This window comes from Massilia sp. TWP1-3-3 (assembly GCF_049897805.1).
Lineage (GTDB): Bacteria > Pseudomonadota > Gammaproteobacteria > Burkholderiales > Burkholderiaceae_D > Telluria_A.
Genome location: NZ_JAFCWX010000013.1, coordinates 102,877 through 124,130, shown reverse-complemented (window position 1 = coordinate 124,130; position 21,254 = coordinate 102,877). Strand labels below are relative to the sequence as shown.

18 protein-coding genes and 1 pseudogene are annotated in these 21,254 nt (G+C 62.6%); 17 read left to right on the top strand and 2 right to left on the bottom strand.

The window, feature by feature from the left end; all coding sequences use genetic code 11:
• The first annotated feature begins 48 nt into the window (after window positions 1–48).
• Genes ACP7D4_RS15220 through ACP7D4_RS15210 form a run of 3 tightly spaced genes read left to right on the top strand, consistent with a single transcriptional unit; the run spans window position 49 to window position 1,989 of the window.
• The gene (locus ACP7D4_RS15220) at window positions 49–657 is read left to right on the top strand and encodes an RDD family protein (protein ID WP_426105407.1); all 609 of its coding nucleotides are present in this window, start codon (window positions 49–51) and stop codon (window positions 655–657) included.
• A gap of 17 nt (window positions 658–674) precedes the next feature.
• A complete protein-coding gene (locus tag ACP7D4_RS15215) occupies window positions 675–977 on the top strand; it encodes a YciI-like protein (RefSeq protein ID WP_426105405.1) in 303 nt (100 codons plus the stop codon).
• Window positions 978–993: 16 nt separating this feature from the next.
• On the top strand, window positions 994–1,989 hold the full coding sequence (locus tag ACP7D4_RS15210; RefSeq protein WP_426105404.1) for a 2-hydroxyacid dehydrogenase: 996 nt from the start codon (window positions 994–996) through the stop codon (window positions 1,987–1,989).
• A 27-nt stretch (window positions 1,990–2,016) separates the two neighbouring features.
• On the opposite strand, the gene ACP7D4_RS15205 is transcribed toward ACP7D4_RS15210, so the two are convergent.
• Entirely contained in the window at window positions 2,017–3,846 is a 1,830-nt protein-coding gene (locus tag ACP7D4_RS15205; RefSeq protein ID WP_426209893.1) for a DUF885 domain-containing protein, read from the bottom strand.
• Between the two features lie 24 nt (window positions 3,847–3,870).
• A complete protein-coding gene (locus ACP7D4_RS15200) occupies window positions 3,871–4,416 on the bottom strand; it encodes a hypothetical protein (RefSeq protein ID WP_426209891.1) in 546 nt (181 codons plus the stop codon).
• Window positions 4,417–4,536: 120 nt separating this feature from the next.
• Here ACP7D4_RS15200 and ACP7D4_RS15195 point away from each other — a divergent pair.
• From ACP7D4_RS15195 to ACP7D4_RS15130, 14 genes and pseudogenes are all read left to right on the top strand, one after another.
• Window positions 4,537–5,433: pseudogene (locus tag ACP7D4_RS15195) on the top strand (ATP-binding cassette domain-containing protein).
• Between the two features lie 7 nt (window positions 5,434–5,440).
• Window positions 5,441–6,025: a helix-turn-helix domain-containing protein gene (locus ACP7D4_RS15190; protein WP_426209889.1), complete on the top strand. Its 585-nt coding sequence runs from the start codon at window positions 5,441–5,443 to the stop codon at window positions 6,023–6,025.
• 3 nt (window positions 6,026–6,028) lie between these two features.
• A complete protein-coding gene (locus ACP7D4_RS15185) occupies window positions 6,029–6,625 on the top strand; it encodes a GNAT family N-acetyltransferase (RefSeq protein ID WP_426104962.1) in 597 nt (198 codons plus the stop codon).
• A complete protein-coding gene (locus tag ACP7D4_RS15180) occupies window positions 6,622–7,884 on the top strand; it encodes a glycosyltransferase (protein WP_426209888.1) in 1,263 nt (420 codons plus the stop codon). Before ACP7D4_RS15185 ends, ACP7D4_RS15180 begins: the two co-directional genes overlap by 4 nt.
• A gap of 175 nt (window positions 7,885–8,059) precedes the next feature.
• Complete coding sequence (locus ACP7D4_RS15175; protein WP_426104966.1) at window positions 8,060–9,412, top strand: MFS transporter; 1,353 nt, start codon at window positions 8,060–8,062, stop codon at window positions 9,410–9,412.
• 4 nt (window positions 9,413–9,416) lie between these two features.
• Window positions 9,417–10,361 (top strand): glycoside hydrolase family 43 protein, encoded by a 945-nt coding sequence (locus ACP7D4_RS15170; RefSeq protein WP_426209886.1) that lies wholly within the window; start codon window positions 9,417–9,419, stop codon window positions 10,359–10,361.
• A gap of 30 nt (window positions 10,362–10,391) precedes the next feature.
• Window positions 10,392–11,450 (top strand): aldose epimerase family protein, encoded by a 1,059-nt coding sequence (locus ACP7D4_RS15165; RefSeq protein ID WP_426209885.1) that lies wholly within the window; start codon window positions 10,392–10,394, stop codon window positions 11,448–11,450.
• A 2-nt stretch (window positions 11,451–11,452) separates the two neighbouring features.
• Complete coding sequence (locus tag ACP7D4_RS15160) at window positions 11,453–12,316, top strand: SMP-30/gluconolactonase/LRE family protein (RefSeq protein ID WP_426104970.1); 864 nt, start codon at window positions 11,453–11,455, stop codon at window positions 12,314–12,316.
• A 116-nt stretch (window positions 12,317–12,432) separates the two neighbouring features.
• The gene (locus tag ACP7D4_RS15155; protein ID WP_426209883.1) at window positions 12,433–13,665 is read left to right on the top strand and encodes a hypothetical protein; all 1,233 of its coding nucleotides are present in this window, start codon (window positions 12,433–12,435) and stop codon (window positions 13,663–13,665) included.
• Between the two features lie 488 nt (window positions 13,666–14,153).
• On the top strand, window positions 14,154–15,893 hold the full coding sequence (locus ACP7D4_RS15150; RefSeq protein WP_426209881.1) for an IlvD/Edd family dehydratase: 1,740 nt from the start codon (window positions 14,154–14,156) through the stop codon (window positions 15,891–15,893).
• 13 nt (window positions 15,894–15,906) lie between these two features.
• Window positions 15,907–16,887, top strand: coding sequence for an AraD1 family protein (gene araD1 / locus ACP7D4_RS15145; RefSeq protein ID WP_426209879.1), 981 nt, complete (start codon window positions 15,907–15,909; stop codon window positions 16,885–16,887).
• Window positions 16,884–18,458, top strand: a complete 1,575-nt coding sequence (locus tag ACP7D4_RS15140; RefSeq protein WP_426104976.1) for an aldehyde dehydrogenase (NADP(+)) — start codon at window positions 16,884–16,886, stop codon at window positions 18,456–18,458. The genes araD1 and ACP7D4_RS15140 overlap by 4 nt, the downstream gene beginning before the upstream one ends.
• A 45-nt stretch (window positions 18,459–18,503) precedes the next feature.
• Window positions 18,504–19,268: an SDR family NAD(P)-dependent oxidoreductase gene (locus ACP7D4_RS15135; protein ID WP_426104977.1), complete on the top strand. Its 765-nt coding sequence runs from the start codon at window positions 18,504–18,506 to the stop codon at window positions 19,266–19,268.
• Between the two features lie 75 nt (window positions 19,269–19,343).
• Window positions 19,344–21,251 carry a glycoside hydrolase family 97 catalytic domain-containing protein gene (locus tag ACP7D4_RS15130; RefSeq protein ID WP_426209877.1) on the top strand — a complete coding sequence of 636 codons (1,908 nt, stop codon included), beginning with the start codon at window positions 19,344–19,346 and terminating at the stop codon, window positions 21,249–21,251.
• Window positions 21,252–21,254 lie beyond the last annotated feature (3 nt).

Below are 21,254 nucleotides of genomic sequence, written 5' to 3'. Positions count from 1 at the left end.
GCTCAATTTATAATAAATCTTCACTTCACAATGTAGATTGAGAACCGCATGTCCCAAACCGATCCGTATTCGCCGCCCCAATCCTCCCTGGGCGGTCTGACCCCTTCCGAGCAGTACGCCAAGGATAGCGGCCAGCGCTATTCCCGTTTTTGGGACCGGGTCGGCGCGGCGCTGATCGATTTTTTGATCGCGCTGCCGTTGATGGGCCTGAACTTTTTCTTCGGCGGCGAAACGCGCTTGTTCCAGCTGTACTTGCTGGTGCCGGTACAGATATTGACCCTGACCATGCATGTGTACATGGTGGTCAAGCACGGCGGCTCGCCCGGGAAAATGCTGGTTGGCTTGCGCATTGCCAAGCTCGACGGCTCCCCCGCGACCTTGAAAGAGGCCGCGCTGCGCTACAGCGTGCTGTGGGTGTTTGGCCTGGCGTCGGCGGCCATGACGCTCAGTGCGGCGATGGGCATGTCCGAGGCGGACTACGCGGCGCTGTCGTATACTGAACGCTCGGTGGCGCTCAGTGAGCAATCGCCGTACATTTTCTGGGTCGGCGCCCTGATGCAGGTTTGGGTATGGGGCAACCTGATCACGGTGCTGGCAAATGACAAGCGGCGCGCCTTGCACGATTTTTTGGCCGGCACTGTCGTGCTGCGCAAATAATATTTTCAGGAATTTGCATGCATTATCTATTGTCTTATGATCTGGCCGCCGACTACCTGGAACGCCGCGGCGAGTGGCGCGACGAGCACCTGGCGCTGGCGTGGGCGGCGCAGGAACGGGGCGAGCTGCTGCTGGCCGGCGCGCTGTCCGATCCTGCCGATGGGGCGCTGCTGGTGTTCCAGGGCGACTCGTCCGATGCGGCGCAGCGTTTCGCCAAGGCTGATCCGTATGTCACGCATGGTTTGGTGACGGCCTACCGCGTGCGGCAATGGAACACCGTGGTCGGCGACGCGGCAAGCACGCCCGTGCGGCCCGCCTGACGCTTGAGGAAGCGCCGTGAAAATCGCCGTCTTTAGCGCCCAGCCGTACGACCGGCGTTTTCTTGACGCCGAGAGCAGCAAGCACGGCGCCATCGAGCTGGTGTATTTCACCGAGGCGCTCTCGCTCAACGCGACCGTGCTGGCGCATGGCTGCCAGGCTGTATGCGTGTTCGTCAACGATGTGCTGGACGCGCCGGTTCTCGACGCGCTGGCGCGGCTGGGCGTGCGCGCCGTGCTGCTGCGCTGCGCCGGCTTTAACAATCTCGATATCGCGGCCGCGGCCAGGCTTGGCCTGTTCGTTGCGCGCGTGCCGGCGTATTCGCCCGAGGCGGTCGCCGAGCACACTCTGGCGCTCATTCTCACCTTGAACCGCAACACCCACCGCGCCCACGCGCGCATCAGGGAAGGCAACTTCGCGCTCGATGGTCTGTTGGGCAGCAACCTGCATGGCAAGACGGTCGGCGTGGTGGGACTGGGGAAAATCGGCATGGCGGCCGTGCGCATATTCAAGGGCTTCGGGTGCCATGTGCTGGGGAGCGACCCTGCCCCGCCGCCGGAGTTTGCCGCCATGGGCGAGCTGACGCCGCTGGCAGCGTTGCTGCCGCGCTCCGACATCGTCTCGCTGCACTGCCCGTTAATGGCGTCAACGCTGCACATGATCGATGCTGCGGCATTGAGCGTCATGAAGCCGGGCGCGATGCTGGTCAATACCTCGCGCGGCGCCCTGATCGATACCTGCGCCGTGATCGACGCGCTCAAGTCGCGCCAGTTGGGCAGCCTGGCCATCGACGTGTATGAACAGGAAAGCGAACTGTTCTTCCACGATCACTCGGCCGAGATCATCGGCGACGATGTATTCCAGCGCCTGCTCACGTTTCCCAATGTACTCGTGACCGGGCACCAGGGATTTTTTACCGTGGAGGCGATGCGCGAGATCGCCCAGACCACCTTGGGCAACCTGGCCTGCTACGTGAATGGCACGCCGTGCGCCAATGCGGTGCCTGGCACCTGAGCGCACCTTGGCACGGCGGCCAGGCACTTACTTCGCCGAAGCGATCCACGCGTCCACGCGCCGCTCGAGTATCGATAGCGGCAAGGTGCCGTCGCCCAGCACAACTTCATGGAATTTGGTCAGCGTGAATTTTTCGCCCAATGCGCTGCGGGCGCGCGCGCGCAGCTCGAGGATCTTGAGCGAGCCGCTCTTGTACGACAGCGCCTGCGCTGGCCAGACCATGTAGCGTTCGATCTGGTTCCTGGCGCGCGCCTCGCTCCAGCCAAGCTCCTTGGCCATGTAGGCGATGGCTTGCTCGCGCGTCCAGCCTTTGGCGTGGATGCCGGTGTCGACCACCAGCCGTACGGCGCGCATCAGCTCCGCGTTCAGGTGGCCGAAATACGCTTCCGGGTCGTCGAACAATCCCATTTCGTGGCCCAGCGTTTCGGCGTACAGCGCCCAGCCTTCGGTGTAGGCCGCGATGTTCAGGTTTTCGCTGTTGAACTTGCGAAAGTCGGGCAAGTCCAGTTCCTTGAGCAGCGCTGCATGCAAGTGGTGGCCGGGCTGGCCTTCATGCAAAAACAGCGTGACCATGCCGGTGCGGCTGTACGCCTTGGGGTCGTTGACCACCGCCCAGAACACGCCCGGATGCGAGCCGTCGGCCGCCGGCGGCGTGTAGTGGTCCGACGCGCTGGCGCGCGTCAGTTCCGGTTCGAGCTGCAGTTCGATCTGCGCCTTGGGCAGCAGCGAGAACATCGCCGGCAGGCGCGTCTTGACCTTGGCGTCGATCGCGCGGTAGGCGTCGAGTACCTCGGCTTCGGTCGTGAAGGACTTGAATTTGGGCTGCGCCGTGACCCACTGCGCCAGCAGGTTCGGCGCGCCCGTGTAGCCCAGCTTGGGGCCGAGCGTCACCCATTCCTGCTCGATGCGCGCCACTTCCCGCAAGCCGTTGGCGTGGATCTGGTCGGGCGTGAGCGAGAGCGTGGTGCGGTCCTTGACCAGGGCCTGGTACCAGGCGGCGCCATTGGGCAGCGCGGACAGGCCGGTGCTGGTGCGTCCGGCCGGCAGGTACGCGTTTTCGAGGTAGCGCGCCAGGCGGTCGAGCGCGGGCATCAGCTTGTTGGCGACGGTGGCGCGGTAGGCGGCGGTGAGCTTTTGCTTGTCCGCGCTTGAGAACGAGGCCGGGAAGTTCCTCACGGGCGAATAGTAGATGCTCGCCTCAAGCGTGTCGCTGCGCAGCTGCTTGAACTGGGGCAGCATCGCCGCGATGATGGGCCGCGGTTGAACCACCCCGGTGCGCACGCCTTCCTTCATGTTGACGATCGCCTGGTCGATCCACGCCGGCAGCGCATTGAGCCGCGCCAGGTAGTCGTACTGCTGCTTGACGGTGGCCAGCGGCTGCGACGCCGTGCCGCTGGCGTAATTGGCCAAGAGGCCGGGGATGTGCTCAAAGTGATTGAGCGGCAGCAGGTGTTCGGGAAAGCTCGCCAGCGCCAGGCCGCTGTCAAATTCAAAGGCCAGCATGTCGTAGGTGAGCGCGTCGGCGGGCGAGAGGCGCTGGCGCGGCAGGGCTGCGAGCTGCTGTTGCAGCTTGCGGTAGGCCGCGAAGTGGGCCGCGCGGCGCTTGGGCGAGATCATCATGCCGATCTGGTCGTTGTAACGCCCGTCCCCGTTGGCGGTGGCGTACATGGGGTCAAAGCTGGAGCGCTCGTGGTAGAACGCGGCGGCCAGCTGGTCGAGCTGTTTTTTGGCTGGTGCGGGGGTGCTGGCAAGCGGCTCTGGCGTGGCGGGAGCGGGGGCCGCGTGCACGGCGCCGGCCAGCAGGGCGGCGGCAATGACGGACAGGCGCAGCGAGGTGCGAAGGATCGAATGGGGCATGATGAATATCCTGGTTGGAGCGCGTTACGCCGCTGCGGCGCGCTGCGCAAAATGAATGAGTACGGCTTTGAGCGGCACGCTCGCCGCTTGTTCCGGCGCTCGTGTCGCCTCGGGCGAGACGTGCGCCAGCACGGCGCGGTTGTTCGCGTCCACGTCGATCGCGTAGGGGACGATGCCGATTGCTTCGGCTTCGTCATGGTCGTCGAGCGCCACGCCGAGCAGGTCGGCCATGGCCGCTTGTTCAGCGCCCGTCATTATCTGGCCGGTACCGTCGGCCACCTGGCGGCAGCGGGCGGCAAGATGGGCCGCCACCCAGTCCATGAAGGTGACGATCTGGTCTTCTTGCGCCATGACGTCGGCCACGTAGTCTTCCCAGCTGGCGTCTTCGTCGCCCCAGTCGCCGGACAGGCCCGCGCGTTCAATGACGGCCGCGGCCAGTGCCTTGTTCTCGGCCGTTGCGTCGAGCGGATAGTTGCTGCACGACTTGTACGAAAATTGCTCGGCGACCAGTGCGAGCAGCGTGGAGAGGAAGGACCATTCGTCAGGCGAAAATGCTTGGGTTGAAGACATGCAAACTCCGGAAAAGGGCAACTTTGCCATGTTAACACTTGCGCCGTCGCGTGTGATGGATGGGAAAGTTATTTGATAACATCAAGAAAATTTCAGACACATTATTTCTGCGGCGGCGACATGCACATTCTCTGGACCTATTTACGGCCGCATTGGCGCCTTGGTGTGCTCGCCTTGTTGCTCGCGTGCGCGAGTCAGGTGCTGGCGCTGGTTGACCCTATCATTTTCGGTAATATCATCGACAACTACGCGATCGGGCGCGGCAACAAGAGCGACGACGTGCTCGTGCATGGCGTGCTGCGTTTGCTGGGCCTGGCGGTGCTGGTGGCGGTGCTCTCGCGCCTGGCCAAGGCCGTGCAGGAATAGCTGCTGGTGCCGGTATTCCTGGTCGGGGTGCTGGTCATGGGCGGACTGACCGGCATGCTCAGCCGCGAAATCAAGGGGCAGCAGCGTTCGATCATGCGCGAGACCAATCGCAATTCCGGCTTCATCACGGAATCGTTTCGCAACTTGTTCGCCGGGACGATTCGCGAAAACATCAGTTTTGTGAAGCCGGATGCGCTTGACGCCGAGATCATCGCGGCGATGCAACAGGCGGCCTGCGCCTATTTGCTCGACAAGTCGCCCGAAGGCCTGGACACGGTCATCGGTGAAATGGGCATGAAGCTGTCTGGCGGCGAGTGCCAGTGCCTGTCGATTGCGCGCGCGCTGATCCGCAAGCCGCCGCTGCTCATTTTCGACGAAGCCACGTCGGCCCTTGATTCGCTGACCGAAGAACAAGTCACGAGCACCGTGCGCAGCATTTCGGCGCGCAAGAGCCAGATCACGATCCTGATCGCGCACCGCTTGTCGACGGTGATGCATGCGAACACGATTTTCGTGCTGGAAAAAGGTCGCATCGTGGAGCAGGGCACCCATGACGACCTGGTCGCGCTGCGCGGTTTGTATTACGCCATGTGGCCCCAGCAGATCGGGGAGCGTCCGACCGTTGCCATTGCGGCAGAAAATCCATTATAATGGACGAATGAATCAAATTGTAGATGAAACAGTCGATGAAACAGGCCGTCAGATCGCCGAGCGCATCCGGCTCGAGCGCGATGCGCGCGGCTGGTCGCTGGCGCAATTGGCGGAGCGGGCGGGCGTCTCGAAGGCCACGATCAGCAAGATTGAACGCGAAGAAGTCAGTCCCACCGCCGTGATCCTGGTGCGCCTGGCGGCAGCGTTCGACCTGACGTTGGCAGGCTTGCTGCTGCGCGCCGAAGGCGACGGCAGTGCCAGCCGCGTTTCTCGCGCCGCCGACCAGATCTTGTGGCGCGACCCCGCCACGGGCTACGAGCGACGCCAGGTACTGGCCCGCGCCGACCATCCACTGGAAATTGTGCAGGTCGCCCTGCCTGCGCGCCAGACAATCGTGCTGCCGGCGTCGTCGTATGTTCACATCCGGCAAGCGGTCTGGGTGCAGGTGGGCGAACTGGTCATTATTGAAGATGGCGCGCGCCAAGTACTGGCCGCCGGCGATTGCCTTCCTTTTGGGCCGCCTTCTGGGGTAACCTTCGTTAATGAAACGGAACTTCCCTGTCAGTATGTTGTCGTCCTCGCCCGGAGCTAGAAGATGGAAATTGCGATTCATTCCCTGAATGCTTGCCGGGATACGTTGGGCCAACTGACCACGCTGCTGGTGGAAGTGGTGGCGGACGGCGGCTCGGTGAGCTTCATGGCGCCGCTCGCGCCCGAGGCCGCGGGTGCGTTCTGGGAGCATGCGCTCGCGGCGGCCGGGCGGGGCGAGCGGGTGGTGCTGGGCGCATGGGATGGCGATGTGCTGGCCGGCACCGTGACGTTGATCGTCGACTGTCCGCCCAACCAGCCGCACCGCGCCGAGATCGGCAAACTGATGACGCGCCCCGCGTACCGTGGCCGCGGTATTGCCGCCAGGCTGATGACGCACGTCGAGGCGTGCGCCGTGCGCCTGGCCAAAACGCTGCTGGTACTCGATACGGCGACCGAAGGCGGCGCCGCGCCCCTGTATGAACGCTTCGGCTTTACCTTCGCCGGGGAAATTCCCGACTACGCGCTCAAGCCGCACGGCGGTCTGACCGGCACCAAACTCTACTGGAAACGCCTGAGCTTGCCCGCTTCGCTGGCGGGGGGATTACCGCTGCCTTCGACGCTCCCTTCAACGGCTCCTTCAACCCCCGCTGCGCCATCTTGACCTCGCACGCGGTCGTCGTCACGACCGGCTCGGCCGGGGACCTGTTTCCATTCCTTAAGCTGGCCCTCGGTCTGCGCGACGCCGGCCATGCGATTACTTTTGTCGGCCCACAATTGCACGCACAGACCGTGCAGCAGGCCGGCCTGCCGTTTCACGGCACCTTTGCCGATCCGGCCGTACTCGACGACCCGGACGTCTGGCATCCCACGCGCGGCTTTGGCGTGGTCTGGCGCGCGGTGCGCCCGGGCCTGCGCGAACTGGGCGACATTGTCGCTGCCTTGCCCGAGGATGAGCCGTGCGTCATTGTCACCCATCCGCTGGCGCTGCACGAGGCGCTGCTGTGCCGCGCACTGCGGCCCGACCTGCGCGTTGTGCTGGGCTACCTGGCACCGTCAAACATACCAACGGTGTACGATCCGCTGCTGCTGGGGCCGCTGCGCGTGCCGCGCTGGGTGCCACTTGCGGCGCGGCGCTGGCTGTGGCGGCAGATCGGTGCGCACCTGATTGACCCGGTGGTCATGCCGGACATTAACGCTGACCGCGCCGCCGCCGGCGTGGCCCCGGCAAAGAGCTTGCTCGACCTGCTGCACGATGGACCGGATTTGTCGGTGACGCTTTTCCCTCCCTGGTTTGGCGAACCCAAGCCTGACTGGCCGCAACCGCTGTGCTGCGGCGACTTCGCACTGTTTGACCCCGACCCCGGGGCCGAGTTCACGCTAGAGCTGGCGCAATTTTTAGCGGCAGGCGAGGCGCCACTGGTATTTACGCCTGGCACCGCCAACCGCCAGGCCGACGCTTACTTTGGCCATGCCCTGGCGGCGGCGCGCGCGCTCGGCAAGCGCGCCATCTTCCTCACGCCGCACCGCGACCAGGTTGCTGCCCACTTGCCGCCGGGCGTGCTGTGGCAGTCCTACCTGCCGCTGCGCAAAATACTGCCCCACGCGGCCGCGCTGATCCATCACGGTGGTATCGGAACAACAGCGGAAGCATTGCGTGCAGGAATTCCTCAATTGATCGTGGCGCTTGCCTACGATCAATTCGATAATGCAGAACGGGTAAGCGGACTCGGCGTTGGACTTGGCCTGACCAGAGCGCGCCTTACGACAACGAAGCTGACGGCGCACTTGCGCGCCTTGCTGGCCTCGAGGCGTCTTGCTGAGCGCTGCAAGACGGTCAGCGCGCAATTTGATGCATACGAGGGATGGCAAACCATGCTGATCTCGATATCAAAAACGATATCGAAAACGTCAAAAAATTGATTGGATTGATTTCTCGCGTTTCCATAATATGTTTTTAGAGCATGCAAATGCCAAAAGATTACATAAAAAGAATACTTAGGAGACGCATGAATACCAAGCCCACTGGCCCGTTCGCGGCCATGACCTATTTCTCTTGCGCCGCTCAGTCCCGGGCACGCGCCGCACAAGGTTCACGATGAACACCCAAAAATTATCCACGCTGGAAAAGGTCGGGTTCGGCGCGGGCGACATGGCCCTGAACGTCGTCATTTCGTCGATGATGCTGATCATCACGTTTTTTTACACGGATATTTACGGCTTGCGCACGCAAGACTTGGCCTTGCTGTTCGTCATTGTCAAAGTGATCGGCGCGGTGGCCGACCTGGCGATGGGGCAGATGACCGATCGCTTCAGTTCGCGCATGGGCCGCTATCGGCCGTGGCTGCTGGCGCTGGCCATTCCCTACGGCATCAGTGTCTTTTTTGTGTTCACCACGCCGGACTGGGCTTACAGCGCCAAGCTGGTCTGGGCGTACTCCACTTATATCCTGATGACCATCATGACGGCGGGCGTGGGCATTCCGTACATCTCGTTGATCAGCGGCTTGACGGCGGACCCCAAGGAGCGCCTCTCGGCCAACGGTTACCGCCTGTTCTTTGCCAAGATCGGCGCTTTCATGGTCACCATCATTGTGCCGATCTTGGCGGCAAAATGGGGCAATGGCAATCCTGCGACCGGTTACCAGGCGGCCATGGCCGTGATGGCGGTGATGGGCGTGGCGCTCTTTTTGTTTTGCGTTTTCACGACCACCGAGCGTGTGGTGCACGTCGTTGAAAAGCAATCGCTGTCCGAACAATTCAAGCTGCTCATGCGCAACGACCAATGGCTGGTGCTGTGCGGCGTGTGCATTAGCGGCACTGTGGGCTACGTGGTGCGCGGCTCGGTCGCCATTTATTACGCCAAGTATTACCTGGGCGGCGATACGGCCGTCGTGTCTGCCTTCCTGACGACCGGCGTAGTTGCCGCGATCCTGTCGATGGTCGCCTCGACCTGGATCACCAAGTCGTATTGCAAGGTCAAGCTGTTTCGCAACACCCAGATCGCCGTCGCTGCCATCAGCGTGCTGATCTATTACGCCGTCAAGCCGGGCGACATTGCACTGGCCTTCGTGCTTTACTTTGTGCTGTCGTTTGTCGTGGACTTGCACGCACCGGTGTTCTGGTCGGCCATTGCCGAAACCATCGATTACGGCCAGCTCAAGACTGGCAAGCGAGTGTCCGGCTTTGCCTTTGGCGGTATTTCCGTGTGCCAGAAGGCGGGCATGGCCGTGGCCGGCGCGCTGGTCGGCGTGTTGCTGACGTTTTTCAATTACCAGCCCAACGTGGCCCAGTCGCCGCTGGCGCTGACCGGCATTGCCCTGATGCTGACCATCATTCCTGGCTTCTTTCACCTCATCATGGGGCTGCTGATGTTCAAGTACCGCATCAGCGATGACTATTACGGCCAAGTAAAGGCCGATATGAAAATCCGTGGCTACGCAGCGATCTAAACACATGCAAAAACTGCCCCCCCTGATCGAGCAACGCGCCGATCCCCATATTTATCGCCACACCGACGGCTATTATTATTTCACGGCCTCGGTCCCGGAATATAATCGGATTGAATTGCGTCGCGCCCGCACAATTGCGGAACTTGCGACCGAGAAAGCTGTCGATATATGGCATAAGCCAGAGTCCGGCCCGTATAGCGAATTGCTGTGGGCGCCAGAACTTCATTACAACGATGGCGCGTGGTACGTGTATTTTGCGGCCGCGCCTAGCCGCGAGATCAAGAACAAATTGTTTCAGCACCGGATGTACGCCGTTCGCAACAGCAACCCCAATCCCTTGGTCGGGGAGTGGGAGTTCATGGGCCAGATCGATACTGGCATCGATAGCTTTTGCCTGGACGCCACCACTTTCACCCACCAGGGCAAGCTGTACTACCTGTGGGCCCAAAAGGATGAAGCGATCGAAGGCAATTCGAACCTGTATATCGCCCCCATGGCCACGCCGTGGCAACTGGGCGGGCCGCCTGTCTTGCTGAGCAAACCCGAATTCGACTGGGAAATCCGTGGCTTTTGGGTCAACGAGGGCCCATCCGTCATGCAGCGCAACGGCAAGATTTTCATCAGCTATTCGGCCAGTGCCACCGATGAAAATTATGCGATGGGCTTGCTGTGGGCCGACGCCGAAGCTGACGTGCTCGACCCGGCCGCCTGGACCAAACTGAAGGAACCGGTGCTGTCGACCTGCTACGAGCACGGTGTCTACGGACCCGGCCACAACAGCTTTACCGTGGGCGACGATGGCGAAACGGTGATGCTGGTCTACCACGCGCGCACCTATACCGAGATTGTCGGGGATCCCCTATGGAATCCCGACCGCCACACCTATGTCAAGCCGCTACGCTGGGACAAGGATGGCATGCCGCTGTTCGGCACGCCGTCGTTGGCCTGAACGGCGGGGACCACATCAACGAGGACTAATTTGCAAGCCAGCATCCATACAGCGCCGTTCGGGATGTTGCCCGACGGCCGCGCCGCCACACTCTATACGCTGACCAACCCCAACGGGCTGGTCGTCAAGATCACCGACTTCGGCGGCATCATCACCGCCATCCATACGCCCGACCGCGCAGGCAACCATGCCGACATCGTGCTCGGCTTCGACAGCGTGGAACCGTATATCGACGATTCGCCTTATTTCGGCGCGCTGATCGGACGCTATGGCAACCGGATTCGCGACGGCCGCTTCACGCTCGACGGCAAGCTGTGGCAACTGCCCGTCAACAATGGCACCAATCACTTGCACGGCGGGCACGATGGCTACCACAAGGTGCTGTGGAATGCTTTGCCGTTCCAGGAGGGCGATTCGGTCGGCCTGACGCTGAGCTACCGCAGCCCGGATGGCGAGCAGGGCTATCCCGGCACGCTCGATGTCGTCGTCATTTACGAGCTCAACAGCGCCAACGAACTGGTGATGCATTTCGATGCCGTGACCGACAAGGCCACGCCCGTGAACTTGACGCAGCACTCGTACTTCAACCTGGCCGGGGAGGGCGATATCCTGGCGCACGAGTTGACGATTGCCGCCGATAGCTTTACGCCCATCGATCGCGCGCTGGTTCCCACTGGCGAGATTGCGCCCGTGGAAGGCACAGCCTTCGACTTCCGCGCCCCCCGCCTGATCGGCGCGCGGGTGGGAGAAGACGATGAACAACTGCGCAACGGCAGCGGTTACGATCACAATTTTGTATTGAACAAGGCTGGCATCGACCGCCTCACCCTGGCCGCGCGCGTGCGCGAACCGGTATCGGGCCGGGTGCTCGAATTGCTGACCGAAGAACCGGGCGTCCAGTTTTATAGCGGCAATTTCCTCGACGGCAAGCTGACCGGCAAAGGCCGCAACTATGGTTTTCGCAGCGGCTTTTGCCTTGAACCGCAGCACTTTCCGGATTCGCCCAATCAACCGTCCTTCCCCAACACAATTTTGCGCCCGGGAGAAGAATATGCAACCGTGTCCAAATACAGATTTTCAGTGGAGTAACAATGCTTGAGTTAATGGTCGACGTCGAGAATCAACTTGGCGAGTGCGTGCTGTGGTGCGAGCGCAGCGAGCGGGTGTTGTGGACCGACATCCTGGGCGCCACGCTGTATGCGCACCACCCGGCCACGGGCACGACCAGCACCTGGCCGATGCCCGAACCGCTAGCCTCGTTCGCGCTGACGGGCAATGATGACAGGCTGCTGCTGGGCCTGGCGTCGCAACTGGCGTTTTTCGATTTCTCGACCGGCGCCGTGACGCCCATCTGCGCGGTCGAGGCAGGCTTGACCACGCGTCTGAATGATGGCCGCTGCGACCGCCAGGGCCGTTTTGTGTTCGGCACCTTCAATACGGTGCAGCCGCGCGCGGCCATTGGCGCTTACTACCGCCTCGGCGCCGACCTGCAGCTCGAGCGCCTGCCGCTGCCGGGCTGCGCCATTGCCAACAGCATCTGTTTCAGTCCGGACGGCGCCACCATGTACTACTGCAATTCGCCGGACCGGACGATTCGCTGCTGCGATTACGACGTTGTCACTGGCGCGATCGGTAACGAGCGCGTGTTTGCCGAACTCGAAGGCAACGCGGGCGAGCCGGATGGCTCGTGCATCGACGCCGACGGCCACTTGTGGAATGCGCAATGGGGCGCCAGCCGGGTAGTGCGTTACGCGCCGGACGGCAACATCGAGCGCGTGGTCGAGTCGCCCGCCTTGCAGCCGAGTTGCGTGGCCATTGGCGGTCCCGACGGCGATGTCCTGTATGTGACGAGCGCCCGCGTGGGGATGAGCGAGCCGGCGCTACACGATGGCGCGCTGTTCAGCGCAAAGCTGCGTGGCGTGCGGGGCTTGCCGGAGAGCCGCTTCAAACTCTGAGGGCGAGCAAGGATGGCGACACGATGCGCGGGCGAGCACTCCAGGTGCCTGGTCGCGTGCCTGAACGCCATGGCCGGGATGGTTTCGGATAAATCTTGCCGGAAATGTATTTACGCGTGTACACTTCCCACGATCTTGCAGACCAGGCGCAACGGCCGCCTTCCTTCATCTTCTCTCAGGAGTCAGCGATGAAAGTATTTGAGGTCCTTCTTAAAAACATCAGTGGCACGCTGAGCATTTCCGAAGCCGTCGCCATACTTGCAGATCAGGAAAAGATTCCGACAGTCAGTCACGCGCACATGCATCTGCGCGACGGCTTTGCGGTGGGCAAGATTCCTGCTTTTGTACTGAACAACGACCTGAGCAGGAATCACTACGAAGAAGCGCATATGACCACCGCGGCGCGGGTGCAGCCCGTAGTGGTACCGATGTGGGACGGCGTCGGCAGTCCGCCCAGCAACTGCTTCCACCTCGACGTGCGGCGCAGCGCCCTCCCGGCGCCCAATAGCACGCGCAGCAAATACGATTTGCGCTCGGCCCAAGCAGAGGTGCCCGGGATTACTCCCATCACCCGCCTGGACCCGGTCATGACGCGCAGCGACGCAATAACCAAGAAAAACGTCACGGGTCTCGCTCCAGACTTGCCGTCCTTCATGGTGGTTGATGAAGACGTGGGCGATATCCCTTCACGCGTCAAAACCCTGAACGGGCGTTTTTCCGTGGCAGCTCCCACCCAGCCCAATGGCGACTGGAAACGCGTCAGCAAGGGCGGTGAAGCGAAGGTCAGTTATGTCGCGAACGTTATCCGCCAGAAGGTCACGCGGATTGCGGGCAGTGAAAAGCACACCATGTTCGAAGACTCCGAATCGATGGCCATGCATCTGTGCGCCGCCTTGCGCTCCAGCGCCGGCCGAAGCGCGCTGGCGCTGCTGCGCAGCAAGCCGCTGGGCGATCCGGGAACGGTCGGTGTATTTTCCAAGACCGCTGTCGACCAAGTCGATCGATTCATCAACGATCCCAAGAAAAAGCTGAAGGTACCGCACCCCAAGCCGCTCGTGATCGAGCGCGTGACCGACATGCGGGCCGGCGCGGTGCGCACGGCCGGCAATCCCAATCCGGTGGCCGACACGTTTCAATATCAAAAAAAGGATATCGACCATATCGTGATGGTGCTGGGCAAGCGCGCAGATGGTTCGCTCAATGTGGTGACAATCTTCCCCAGTCCCGATACCACCCAAGCGACCATGCAGGTCGACAATAGCGGCCAGGTCGATCTCGTCGAGCCAGTCTTTATGAAGGGCACGATGGCCATGCGCATGGACCAGGTTTCGATGAACCTGAGCTGGTAAGCGCGGCGGGCCGGGCCATCCGGCTTGATCAAAAAATTTTTTCACGGACAAGCTCGCGTGGGTGGCGAAAGCACAACGCCGAGCATCGTCCGACTCCCTGGACTAAATCTAAGCAACAATTTTCCTTGCGTGACGAGGTCTTGGCCGCGTATGGGTCAACCGCATTAGCATGACGGAAATCGGCGCCCATGCTCGACCGGCAGCCGAGCGGCGAAGCGCTACGCAGATCGCGCATTAGGGTGGCGCCATGACACTCATCCCTCCGAGGAAAACTGCGTTTTAAAGCACGAAATCAAGGCGTGACGGTAGAGCTCGTGTCTGCGAGGAAACTGAGCCCGGAGTGGATTTTGGATGATTCATACCGATTTCAGTATCAATACTTGCAAAAAATTGATTGGAAAGGCATCTCAAGAGTCTCTATTATTTCTCCATCGCCAGCCGAACGACGACATGCGTTTCGATACGGCCAGAACAACTAGGAGAAATACATGTCTGAGACGAAAAAGCTTACTCTGCGCTCTGCTGAATGGTTTGGTAGCCAGGATAAAAACGGCTTCATGTACCGCAGCTGGATGAAGAACCAGGGCATTCCCGATCACGAATTCCACGGCAAGCCGATCATCGGCATTTGCAACACCTGGTCTGAACTGACCCCCTGCAATGCCCACTTCCGCCAACTGGCGGAGTATGTCAAAAAAGGTATCCTCGAAGCGGGCGGTTTTCCGGTCGAGTTCCCGGTCTTTTCCAGCGGCGAATCGAATCTGCGCCCAACGGCGATGCTTACCCGTAACCTGGCCAGCATGGATGTCGAGGAATCGATCCGCGGCAACCCAATGGATGCGGTCGTGCTGCTGGTCGGCTGCGACAAGACCACGCCGGCCCTGTTGATGGGCGCGGCCAGTGTCGACCTGCCGACGATCGTCGTGAGCGGCGGCCCGATGCTCAACGGTAAGCTCAACGGCAAGAACATCGGCTCCGGCACCGCCGTCTGGCAGCTGCACGAGCAGATGAAGGCCGGCACCATCACGCTGCACCAATTTATGTCGGCCGAATCGGGCATGTCGCGCTCGGCCGGCACCTGCAATACCATGGGCACCGCCTCGACGATGGCCTGCATGGCCGAAGCGCTCGGCACGTCGCTGCCGCACAACGCCGCCATCCCGGCCGTCGATTCGCGCCGCTATGTGCTGGCCCACATGTCGGGCATCCGCATCGTCGAGATGGTGCGCGAAGACTTGCGCCTGTCAAAAATCCTGACCCGCGAAGCATTCGAGAACGCGATCCGCGTCAACGCCGCCATTGGCGGCTCGACCAACGCCGTGATCCACCTGAAGGCAATCGCCGGGCGCATCGGCGTGCCGCTCGAACTGGAAGACTGGACCACGATCGGCAAGGGCACGCCGACCATCGTCGACCTGATGCCGTCGGGCCGCTTTTTGATGGAAGAGTTTTATTACGCTGGCGGCCTGCCGGGCGCGATCCGCCGCCTCGGCGATGGCAACCTGATTCCGCACAAAGATGCGCTCACCGTCAACGGCAAGAGCCTGTGGCAAAACTGCGAAGACGCACCGATCTACGACGATGAAGTCATTCGCCCGCTGGTCACGCCGCTGATCGAAGACGGCGGCATCTGCATCTTGCGCGGCAACCTGGCCCCGCGCGGCGCCGTGCTCAAGCCGTCGGCCGCCTCGCCGCACCTGATGCAGCATCGCGGCAAGGCCGTCGTGTTCGAAGACTTCGATCACTACAAGCGCAGCATTGTCGACCCTGATCTGGACGTGGACGCGAACTCGATCCTGGTCATGAAAAACTGCGGCCCCAAGGGTTACCCCGGCATGGCTGAAGTGGGCAACATGGGCTTGCCGCCCAAACTGCTGGCGCAAGGGATCACCGACATGGTACGCATTTCGGACGCGCGCATGAGCGGCACCGCCTACGGCACCGTGGTGCTGCACGTGGCCCCTGAAGCGATGGCGGGCGGCCCGCTCGGTATCGTCCAGGATGGCGACTTCATCACGCTCGACTGCGCCAATGGCGTGTTGAACCTTGAAATCTCGGATGCAGAAATGGCCGATCGCCTGGCGGCGCGCGCCGGCACTCAGGCGCCGACCGCGACCAGCGGCTACCAGAAGCTGTATATCGACCATGTGCTGCAGGCCGATGAAGGCTGCGACTTCGACTTCCTGCTCGGCAGCCGCGGTTCGGCCGTGCCGCGCCACTCTCACTGATCCGGGACCTACCATGCTACTCATTCAATTCAAGAACGCCGCCGGCGAGCGCCGCGTCGGCATCATCGAGCACGAAGCGATCCGCGAGATCGATGGTTTTACCAGCACCTACGCGCTGGGCCAGCAGGCCATTCGCAGCAAGACCGGCCTGGCCGAACTGGCCCAGGCCAGCGCCGGCAGCACGGAGCATGCGTACGCCAACATCACGCCGCTGGCGCCCTTCGACCATGACGACGCGGCCCACTGCTACGTCACCGGTACCGGTCTGACCCACCTTGGCAGCGCCGACACGCGCGACGCCATGCACAAGAAAATCGGCGGCGACGCCGAGACGCTGTCGGACAGCATGAAGATGTTCCGCATGGGCGTGGAAGGCGGCAAGCCGGCAGCAGGCCAGCGCGGCGTGCAGCCCGAGTGGTTCTACAAGGGCGACGGTTCGATCGTGCGCGCCGACGGCGAGCCGTTGCAAATGCCCGAGTTCGCACTCGACGGCGGCGAGGAGCCGGAGATCGCGGGCCTGTACCTGATCGGCGACGACGGCCAGCCGTACCGCCTCGGTTTCGCGATCGGCAACGAGTTTTCCGACCACGTGACGGAACGCCAGAACTATCTGTACCTGGCGCACTCCAAGCTGCGCAATTGCGGTCTTGGCGCCGCGCTGCTGGTGGGCGAGCTGCCGGACCACGTGGAAGGCACCTCGCGCATCTATGGCGTGGACGGCCAGGTGCGCTGGGAAAAGGCGTTCGTCAGCGGCGAACAGAATATGTCGCACAGTATCGCCAACCTCGAGTACCACCACTTCAAGTACGGCCTGTTCAATCGTCCGGGCGACGTGCATATCCATTTCTTCGGCACCGCCACCCTGAGCGTGGCCGACAACATCACCGTGCTCCCTGGCGAGACGTTCGAGGTCGAGGCGCCAGCCTTCGGTCCGGCGCTGCGCAACAGCCTCACGGTCGAACAATCCACTTTTACGAAAGTCAGCTCCCTATGATGATCACCGGTGACGCACTGATTGACGGGCGCCAGGTCCGCGGCAATGGCGGTTCCTTCCAGGCTTTCAACCCGGCCCTGCGCGCAGCGATCGAACCGGCCATCTACATGGTCGATGCGGCCCAGATCGATGAAGCATGCCGCCTTGCCGAAGGCGCTTTCGACACCTTCCGCGCCACCAGCAACGAGGCGCGCGCCAGCTTCCTGGAGACGGTCGCCGTGCAAATCCTGGCCCTGGGCGACGACCTGATCGTGCGCGCAATGGCCGAATCGGGCCTGCCGCGCGCGCGCCTTGAAGGTGAGCGCGGACGCACGGTCGGCCAGCTCAAGCTGTTCGCCGACTTGCTGCGCGAAGGTTCGTGGGCCGATGTGCGCATCGACAGCGCCTTGCCGGACCGTCAACCAATGGCCCGCCCTGATCTGCGCATGCGCATGATCGGCCTTGGCCCGGTCGCCGTTTTCGCGGCCAGTAATTTCCCGCTCGCGTTTTCGGTGGCCGGCGGCGACACCGCTGCTGCCTTCGCGGCCGGCTGCCCGGTGGTCCTCAAGGCCCATTCGGCCCACCCCGGCACGTCCGAGCTGGTGGCGCGCGCTGTCGTCAAGGCGGTTGAACTGTGCGCACTGCCGGCCGGCGTGTTCGCGCTCTTGACTGGAACCGGCAACGGCATCGGCCAGGCCCTGGTGGCCCATCCCGCCATCAAGGCAGTCGGCTTTACCGGCTCGCGTTCGGGCGGCACCGCGCTGATGGCTGTCGCCGCCGCGCGCGCGCAGCCAATTCCCGTGTATGCGGAGATGAGCAGCATTAATCCTTTCTTCCTGTTCCCGCATGCGCTGGCCGCGCGCGGCGTGCAGATCGCCACCGCCTTTGCCGGTTCCATGACAATGGGCGTGGGGCAGTTCTGCACCAATCCCGGCCTGGTGCTGGCGCTGGCCGGTCCCGACTTTGACGCTTTCGCCGAGCAGGCCGCGCGCTCGCTGGCCGACATCGAAGCGGGCACCATGCTCACCGCGGGCATCGCGTCTGCGTACCAGCGCGGCGTGCACATGCTCGGTTCGCACGACGCTGTCGAGCAGCTCAAGGCGCCCGCGCACGCGGAAGGCAAGGGCAGCCCGGCGCTGTTTCGCACCACCGGCAAGGCATTCATGGCCGAGCATGCGCTGCACGCCGAAATCTTTGGGCCGGCTTCGCTGCTGGTGGCCTGCGACGACGTTGACGAAATGCGCGCGATTACCGAAATGCTGGAAGGGCAGTTGACCGCCACCGTGCAGATGGATGACGCCGATCTGGAACAAGTGCGGGCGCTGCTGCCGGTGCTGGAGCGCAAAGTCGGGCGCATCCTGGCCAACGGCATGCCCACCGGCGTTGAAGTGTCGACGGCGATGGTGCACGGCGGGCCGTTCCCCGCCACCTCCGACGGTCGCAGCAGCTCGGTCGGCACGGCCGCGATCGCCCGCTTCCTGCGCCCGGTTTGCTATCAGAACTTGCCCCAGGCATTATTGCCGCAGGCCCTGCGCGATGAAAACGCCGGCGCGATCTGGCGCCGGCGCGACGGGGTGATGACCCACGATTGATGCAGCGCGTTTGACCACTATAAAAACAAGCAGGAGACCAGTAACATGAAAAAAGCCACCTACCCAAGCCTTGTAGGCAAGCGCGTATTCATCACCGGCGGGGGCAGCGGCATTGGCGAAGACATGGTCGCCGCCTTTGCCGCCCAGGGCGCCATCGTCGCTTTTGTCGATATCGTGCGCGAAGCGAGCGAAGCGCTGTGCGAGCGGATCGGCGCGGCCGGTTTCGTGCGTCCGCAATTTCGCTTTTGCGACATCACCGACATCAATACGCTGCAGCTGACGATGGACGAACTGTCCGTCAAGCTGGGCGAGTTCGATGTGCTGATCAATAACGCCGCCAACGACCAGCGCCACCAGGCCGAAGACGTCACTGTCGACTTCTACGACCAGCGCATCGCGATCAACCAACGCCCCATGTTCTTTACCTGCCAGTCGGTCCTCGAAGGCATGAAGGCCAAGGGCGGCGGCTCGATCATCAACGTCTCGTCCATGTCGTATCACGCCATGAACGGCGGCTATCCGGTCTACTGCGCGACCAAGGCTGCAGTCGTGGGTCTCACGCGCGGGCTGGCGCGCGACCTGGGCGCGCACGGCATCCGCGTCAATACGCTCACGCCCGGCTGGGTCATGACGCAGCGCCAGATCGACCTGTGGGTGGACGATGCGGGCAAGGCTGAAATCAAGCGCGCACAGTGCTTGCCGGGGCTGTTGATGCCGCACGATATATCGGCCATGGCCCTGTTCCTCGCCTCCGACGATAGCGCCATGTGCACCGGCCAGGATTTCGTCGTCGACGCCGGCTGGATCTAAATCTACAGCTTTGCCAGTTGCCCGGGGCCGTTGCGGTCGCTGGGCCTTCGCACGTCACCTATAAGGCAGCGCAGCATGAACCTCATCCACAAATCCGTCTTCGCCGCGCTCGTCGCCAGCGCATTTCCGGCCCACGCCCTCGATAGTCCCGATCGCCGCATTAGCGTCAAGGTGGCCCTCGACGCGCAGCAGACGCTGACCTATTCGGTTCAGCGCAACGGGGCGCCAGTGATCTTGCCATCGACCCTGGGCCTGCAACTGGCCGGCGCCGACCTGGCCGGCAAGCTCACTCTGGCGCAGACATCAAGCGTCAAGGCTGTCAGCGAACAGTACGAGATGGCGGTTGGCAAACGGCGCCACGTGAGCTACCGCGCCAACGAGCAGGTGTTCACGGTGCGCAATGGGGCGGGGCAGGCCATGGACGTGGTGCTGCGCGTTTCCAATGACGGCGTGGCGCTGCGTTACATCGTCAAGGGGGAAGGGCGCAAGCAGTTTGTCAGCGAAGCGACCAGCTTTGCCTTTGCGCCTTCGGCCAAAGCCTGGCTGCAGCCGATGCAGGTCGCGCAGACCGGCTGGAAAAACACCAATCCAGCCTACGAAGAACACTACGTGCGCGACATCGCGGCGGGCACCACCTCGCCATCGAAAGCCGGCTGGGTCTTCCCGGCGCTGTTCAAGACGGGCGACACCTGGGTGGCGCTGTCGGAAGCGGACATGGATGGCAGCTTTCATGCCTCGCGCCTGCAGGCCGAGTCGCCCGACGCCACCTATCGCATCGGCCTGCCGATGGCGGACGAAAAATTTACCGGCGGTGCCGTGCTGGCCGACGTGACGGGAACGCTGGTCACGCCATGGCGTCTGATCGCGCTCGGTTCCCTGCCAACGGTGATGGACTCGACCCTGGGCACCGACCTGGCGGCGCCGGCAATCGCTTTCGACAAAGCGAAAGTCAAGCCCGGCCACGCCGCGTGGAGCTGGGCCCTGCTCAAGGACGACGCCACCGTCTACGACGTCCAGAAACAGTTCATCGACTACGCGGCCGACATGAAGTGGGACTATGCACTGGTCGACGCCGACTGGGACCGCAAGATCGGTTACGACAAGATGCGCGAACTGGCGCAGTACGGCGCCGGCAAGAACGTGGGCGTGCTGGTCTGGTACAACTCGTCGGGCCTGTGGAATCAGACCGAGTATTCGCCCAAAGGCGCCTTGCTCACGGCCGACCAGCGCAAGAAGGAATTCGCGCGCTTGAAAGAGATGGGCATCAAGGGCGTGAAGATCGACTTCTTCCCGGGTGACGGCGCCTCCGTCATGGCTTACTACATCGCGCTGCTCAAGGACGCGGCCGATGCGGGCCTCTTGGTCAACTTCCACGGGGCCACGCTGCCGCGCGGCTGGGCGCGCACTTACCCCAATCTGATGAGCGCCGAAGCGATCAAGGGACTGGAATTTACGACCTTCACGCAGGTGGACCAGGATGCCGTGGTACGGCACGCAGCGATGCTGCCGTTTGCCCGTAACCTGTTCGACCCGATGGACTTTACACCCATGGTGTTCGGCGATATTCCCAACATCAAGCGCGCCACGCGCAATGGCTTCGAGCTGGCCGAATCGGTGCTGTTTTTGTCCGGCATCCAGCACTTTGCCGAAACGCCCACGGGCATGGCCAGCGTGCCCGCCTACGTCAAAAGCTTCCTGCAAGCGCTACCGCGCAGCTGGGACGACAGCAAGTTCGTCGACGGCTACCCCGGCGCCCATGTGGTCATCGCGCGCAAGGCCGGCAAGGCGTGGTACGTGGCGGGCTTGAACGCGGACGATGCCGACAAGACGATTGCGCTCGACCTTTCCTTTCTGAGCAAGCGCAAGGGTGTACTGATTGCGGACGGCGCCACAGAGCGTGAATTCACCCGGTCCGACATCGCGGGCGGCAAGGCCAGCATCACCATCAAGGCACACGGCGGTTTCGTGGCTGTATTCAAATAAGAA

Excerpts from the sequence above, each read along its gene's own strand:
- ACP7D4_RS15140 (WP_426104976.1), top strand. The coding sequence starts at position 16,884 with ATGATGATCACCGGTGACGCACTGATTGACGGGCGCCAGGTCCGCGGC.
- ACP7D4_RS15175 (WP_426104966.1), top strand. The coding sequence starts at position 8,060 with ATGAACACCCAAAAATTATCCACGCTGGAAAAGGTCGGGTTCGGCGCG.
- araD1 (WP_426209879.1), top strand. The coding sequence starts at position 15,907 with ATGCTACTCATTCAATTCAAGAACGCCGCCGGCGAGCGCCGCGTCGGC.
- ACP7D4_RS15160 (WP_426104970.1), top strand. The coding sequence starts at position 11,453 with ATGCTTGAGTTAATGGTCGACGTCGAGAATCAACTTGGCGAGTGCGTG.
- ACP7D4_RS15200 (WP_426209891.1), bottom strand. The coding sequence starts at position 4,416 with ATGTCTTCAACCCAAGCATTTTCGCCTGACGAATGGTCCTTCCTCTCC.
- ACP7D4_RS15130 (WP_426209877.1), top strand. The coding sequence starts at position 19,344 with ATGAACCTCATCCACAAATCCGTCTTCGCCGCGCTCGTCGCCAGCGCA.
- ACP7D4_RS15190 (WP_426209889.1), top strand. The coding sequence starts at position 5,441 with ATGAATCAAATTGTAGATGAAACAGTCGATGAAACAGGCCGTCAGATC.
- ACP7D4_RS15135 (WP_426104977.1), top strand. The coding sequence starts at position 18,504 with ATGAAAAAAGCCACCTACCCAAGCCTTGTAGGCAAGCGCGTATTCATC.
- ACP7D4_RS15220 (WP_426105407.1), top strand. The coding sequence starts at position 49 with ATGTCCCAAACCGATCCGTATTCGCCGCCCCAATCCTCCCTGGGCGGT.
- ACP7D4_RS15185 (WP_426104962.1), top strand. The coding sequence starts at position 6,029 with ATGGAAATTGCGATTCATTCCCTGAATGCTTGCCGGGATACGTTGGGC.
- ACP7D4_RS15215 (WP_426105405.1), top strand. The coding sequence starts at position 675 with ATGCATTATCTATTGTCTTATGATCTGGCCGCCGACTACCTGGAACGC.
- ACP7D4_RS15205 (WP_426209893.1), bottom strand. The coding sequence starts at position 3,846 with ATGCCCCATTCGATCCTTCGCACCTCGCTGCGCCTGTCCGTCATTGCC.
- ACP7D4_RS15150 (WP_426209881.1), top strand. The coding sequence starts at position 14,154 with ATGTCTGAGACGAAAAAGCTTACTCTGCGCTCTGCTGAATGGTTTGGT.
- ACP7D4_RS15170 (WP_426209886.1), top strand. The coding sequence starts at position 9,417 with ATGCAAAAACTGCCCCCCCTGATCGAGCAACGCGCCGATCCCCATATT.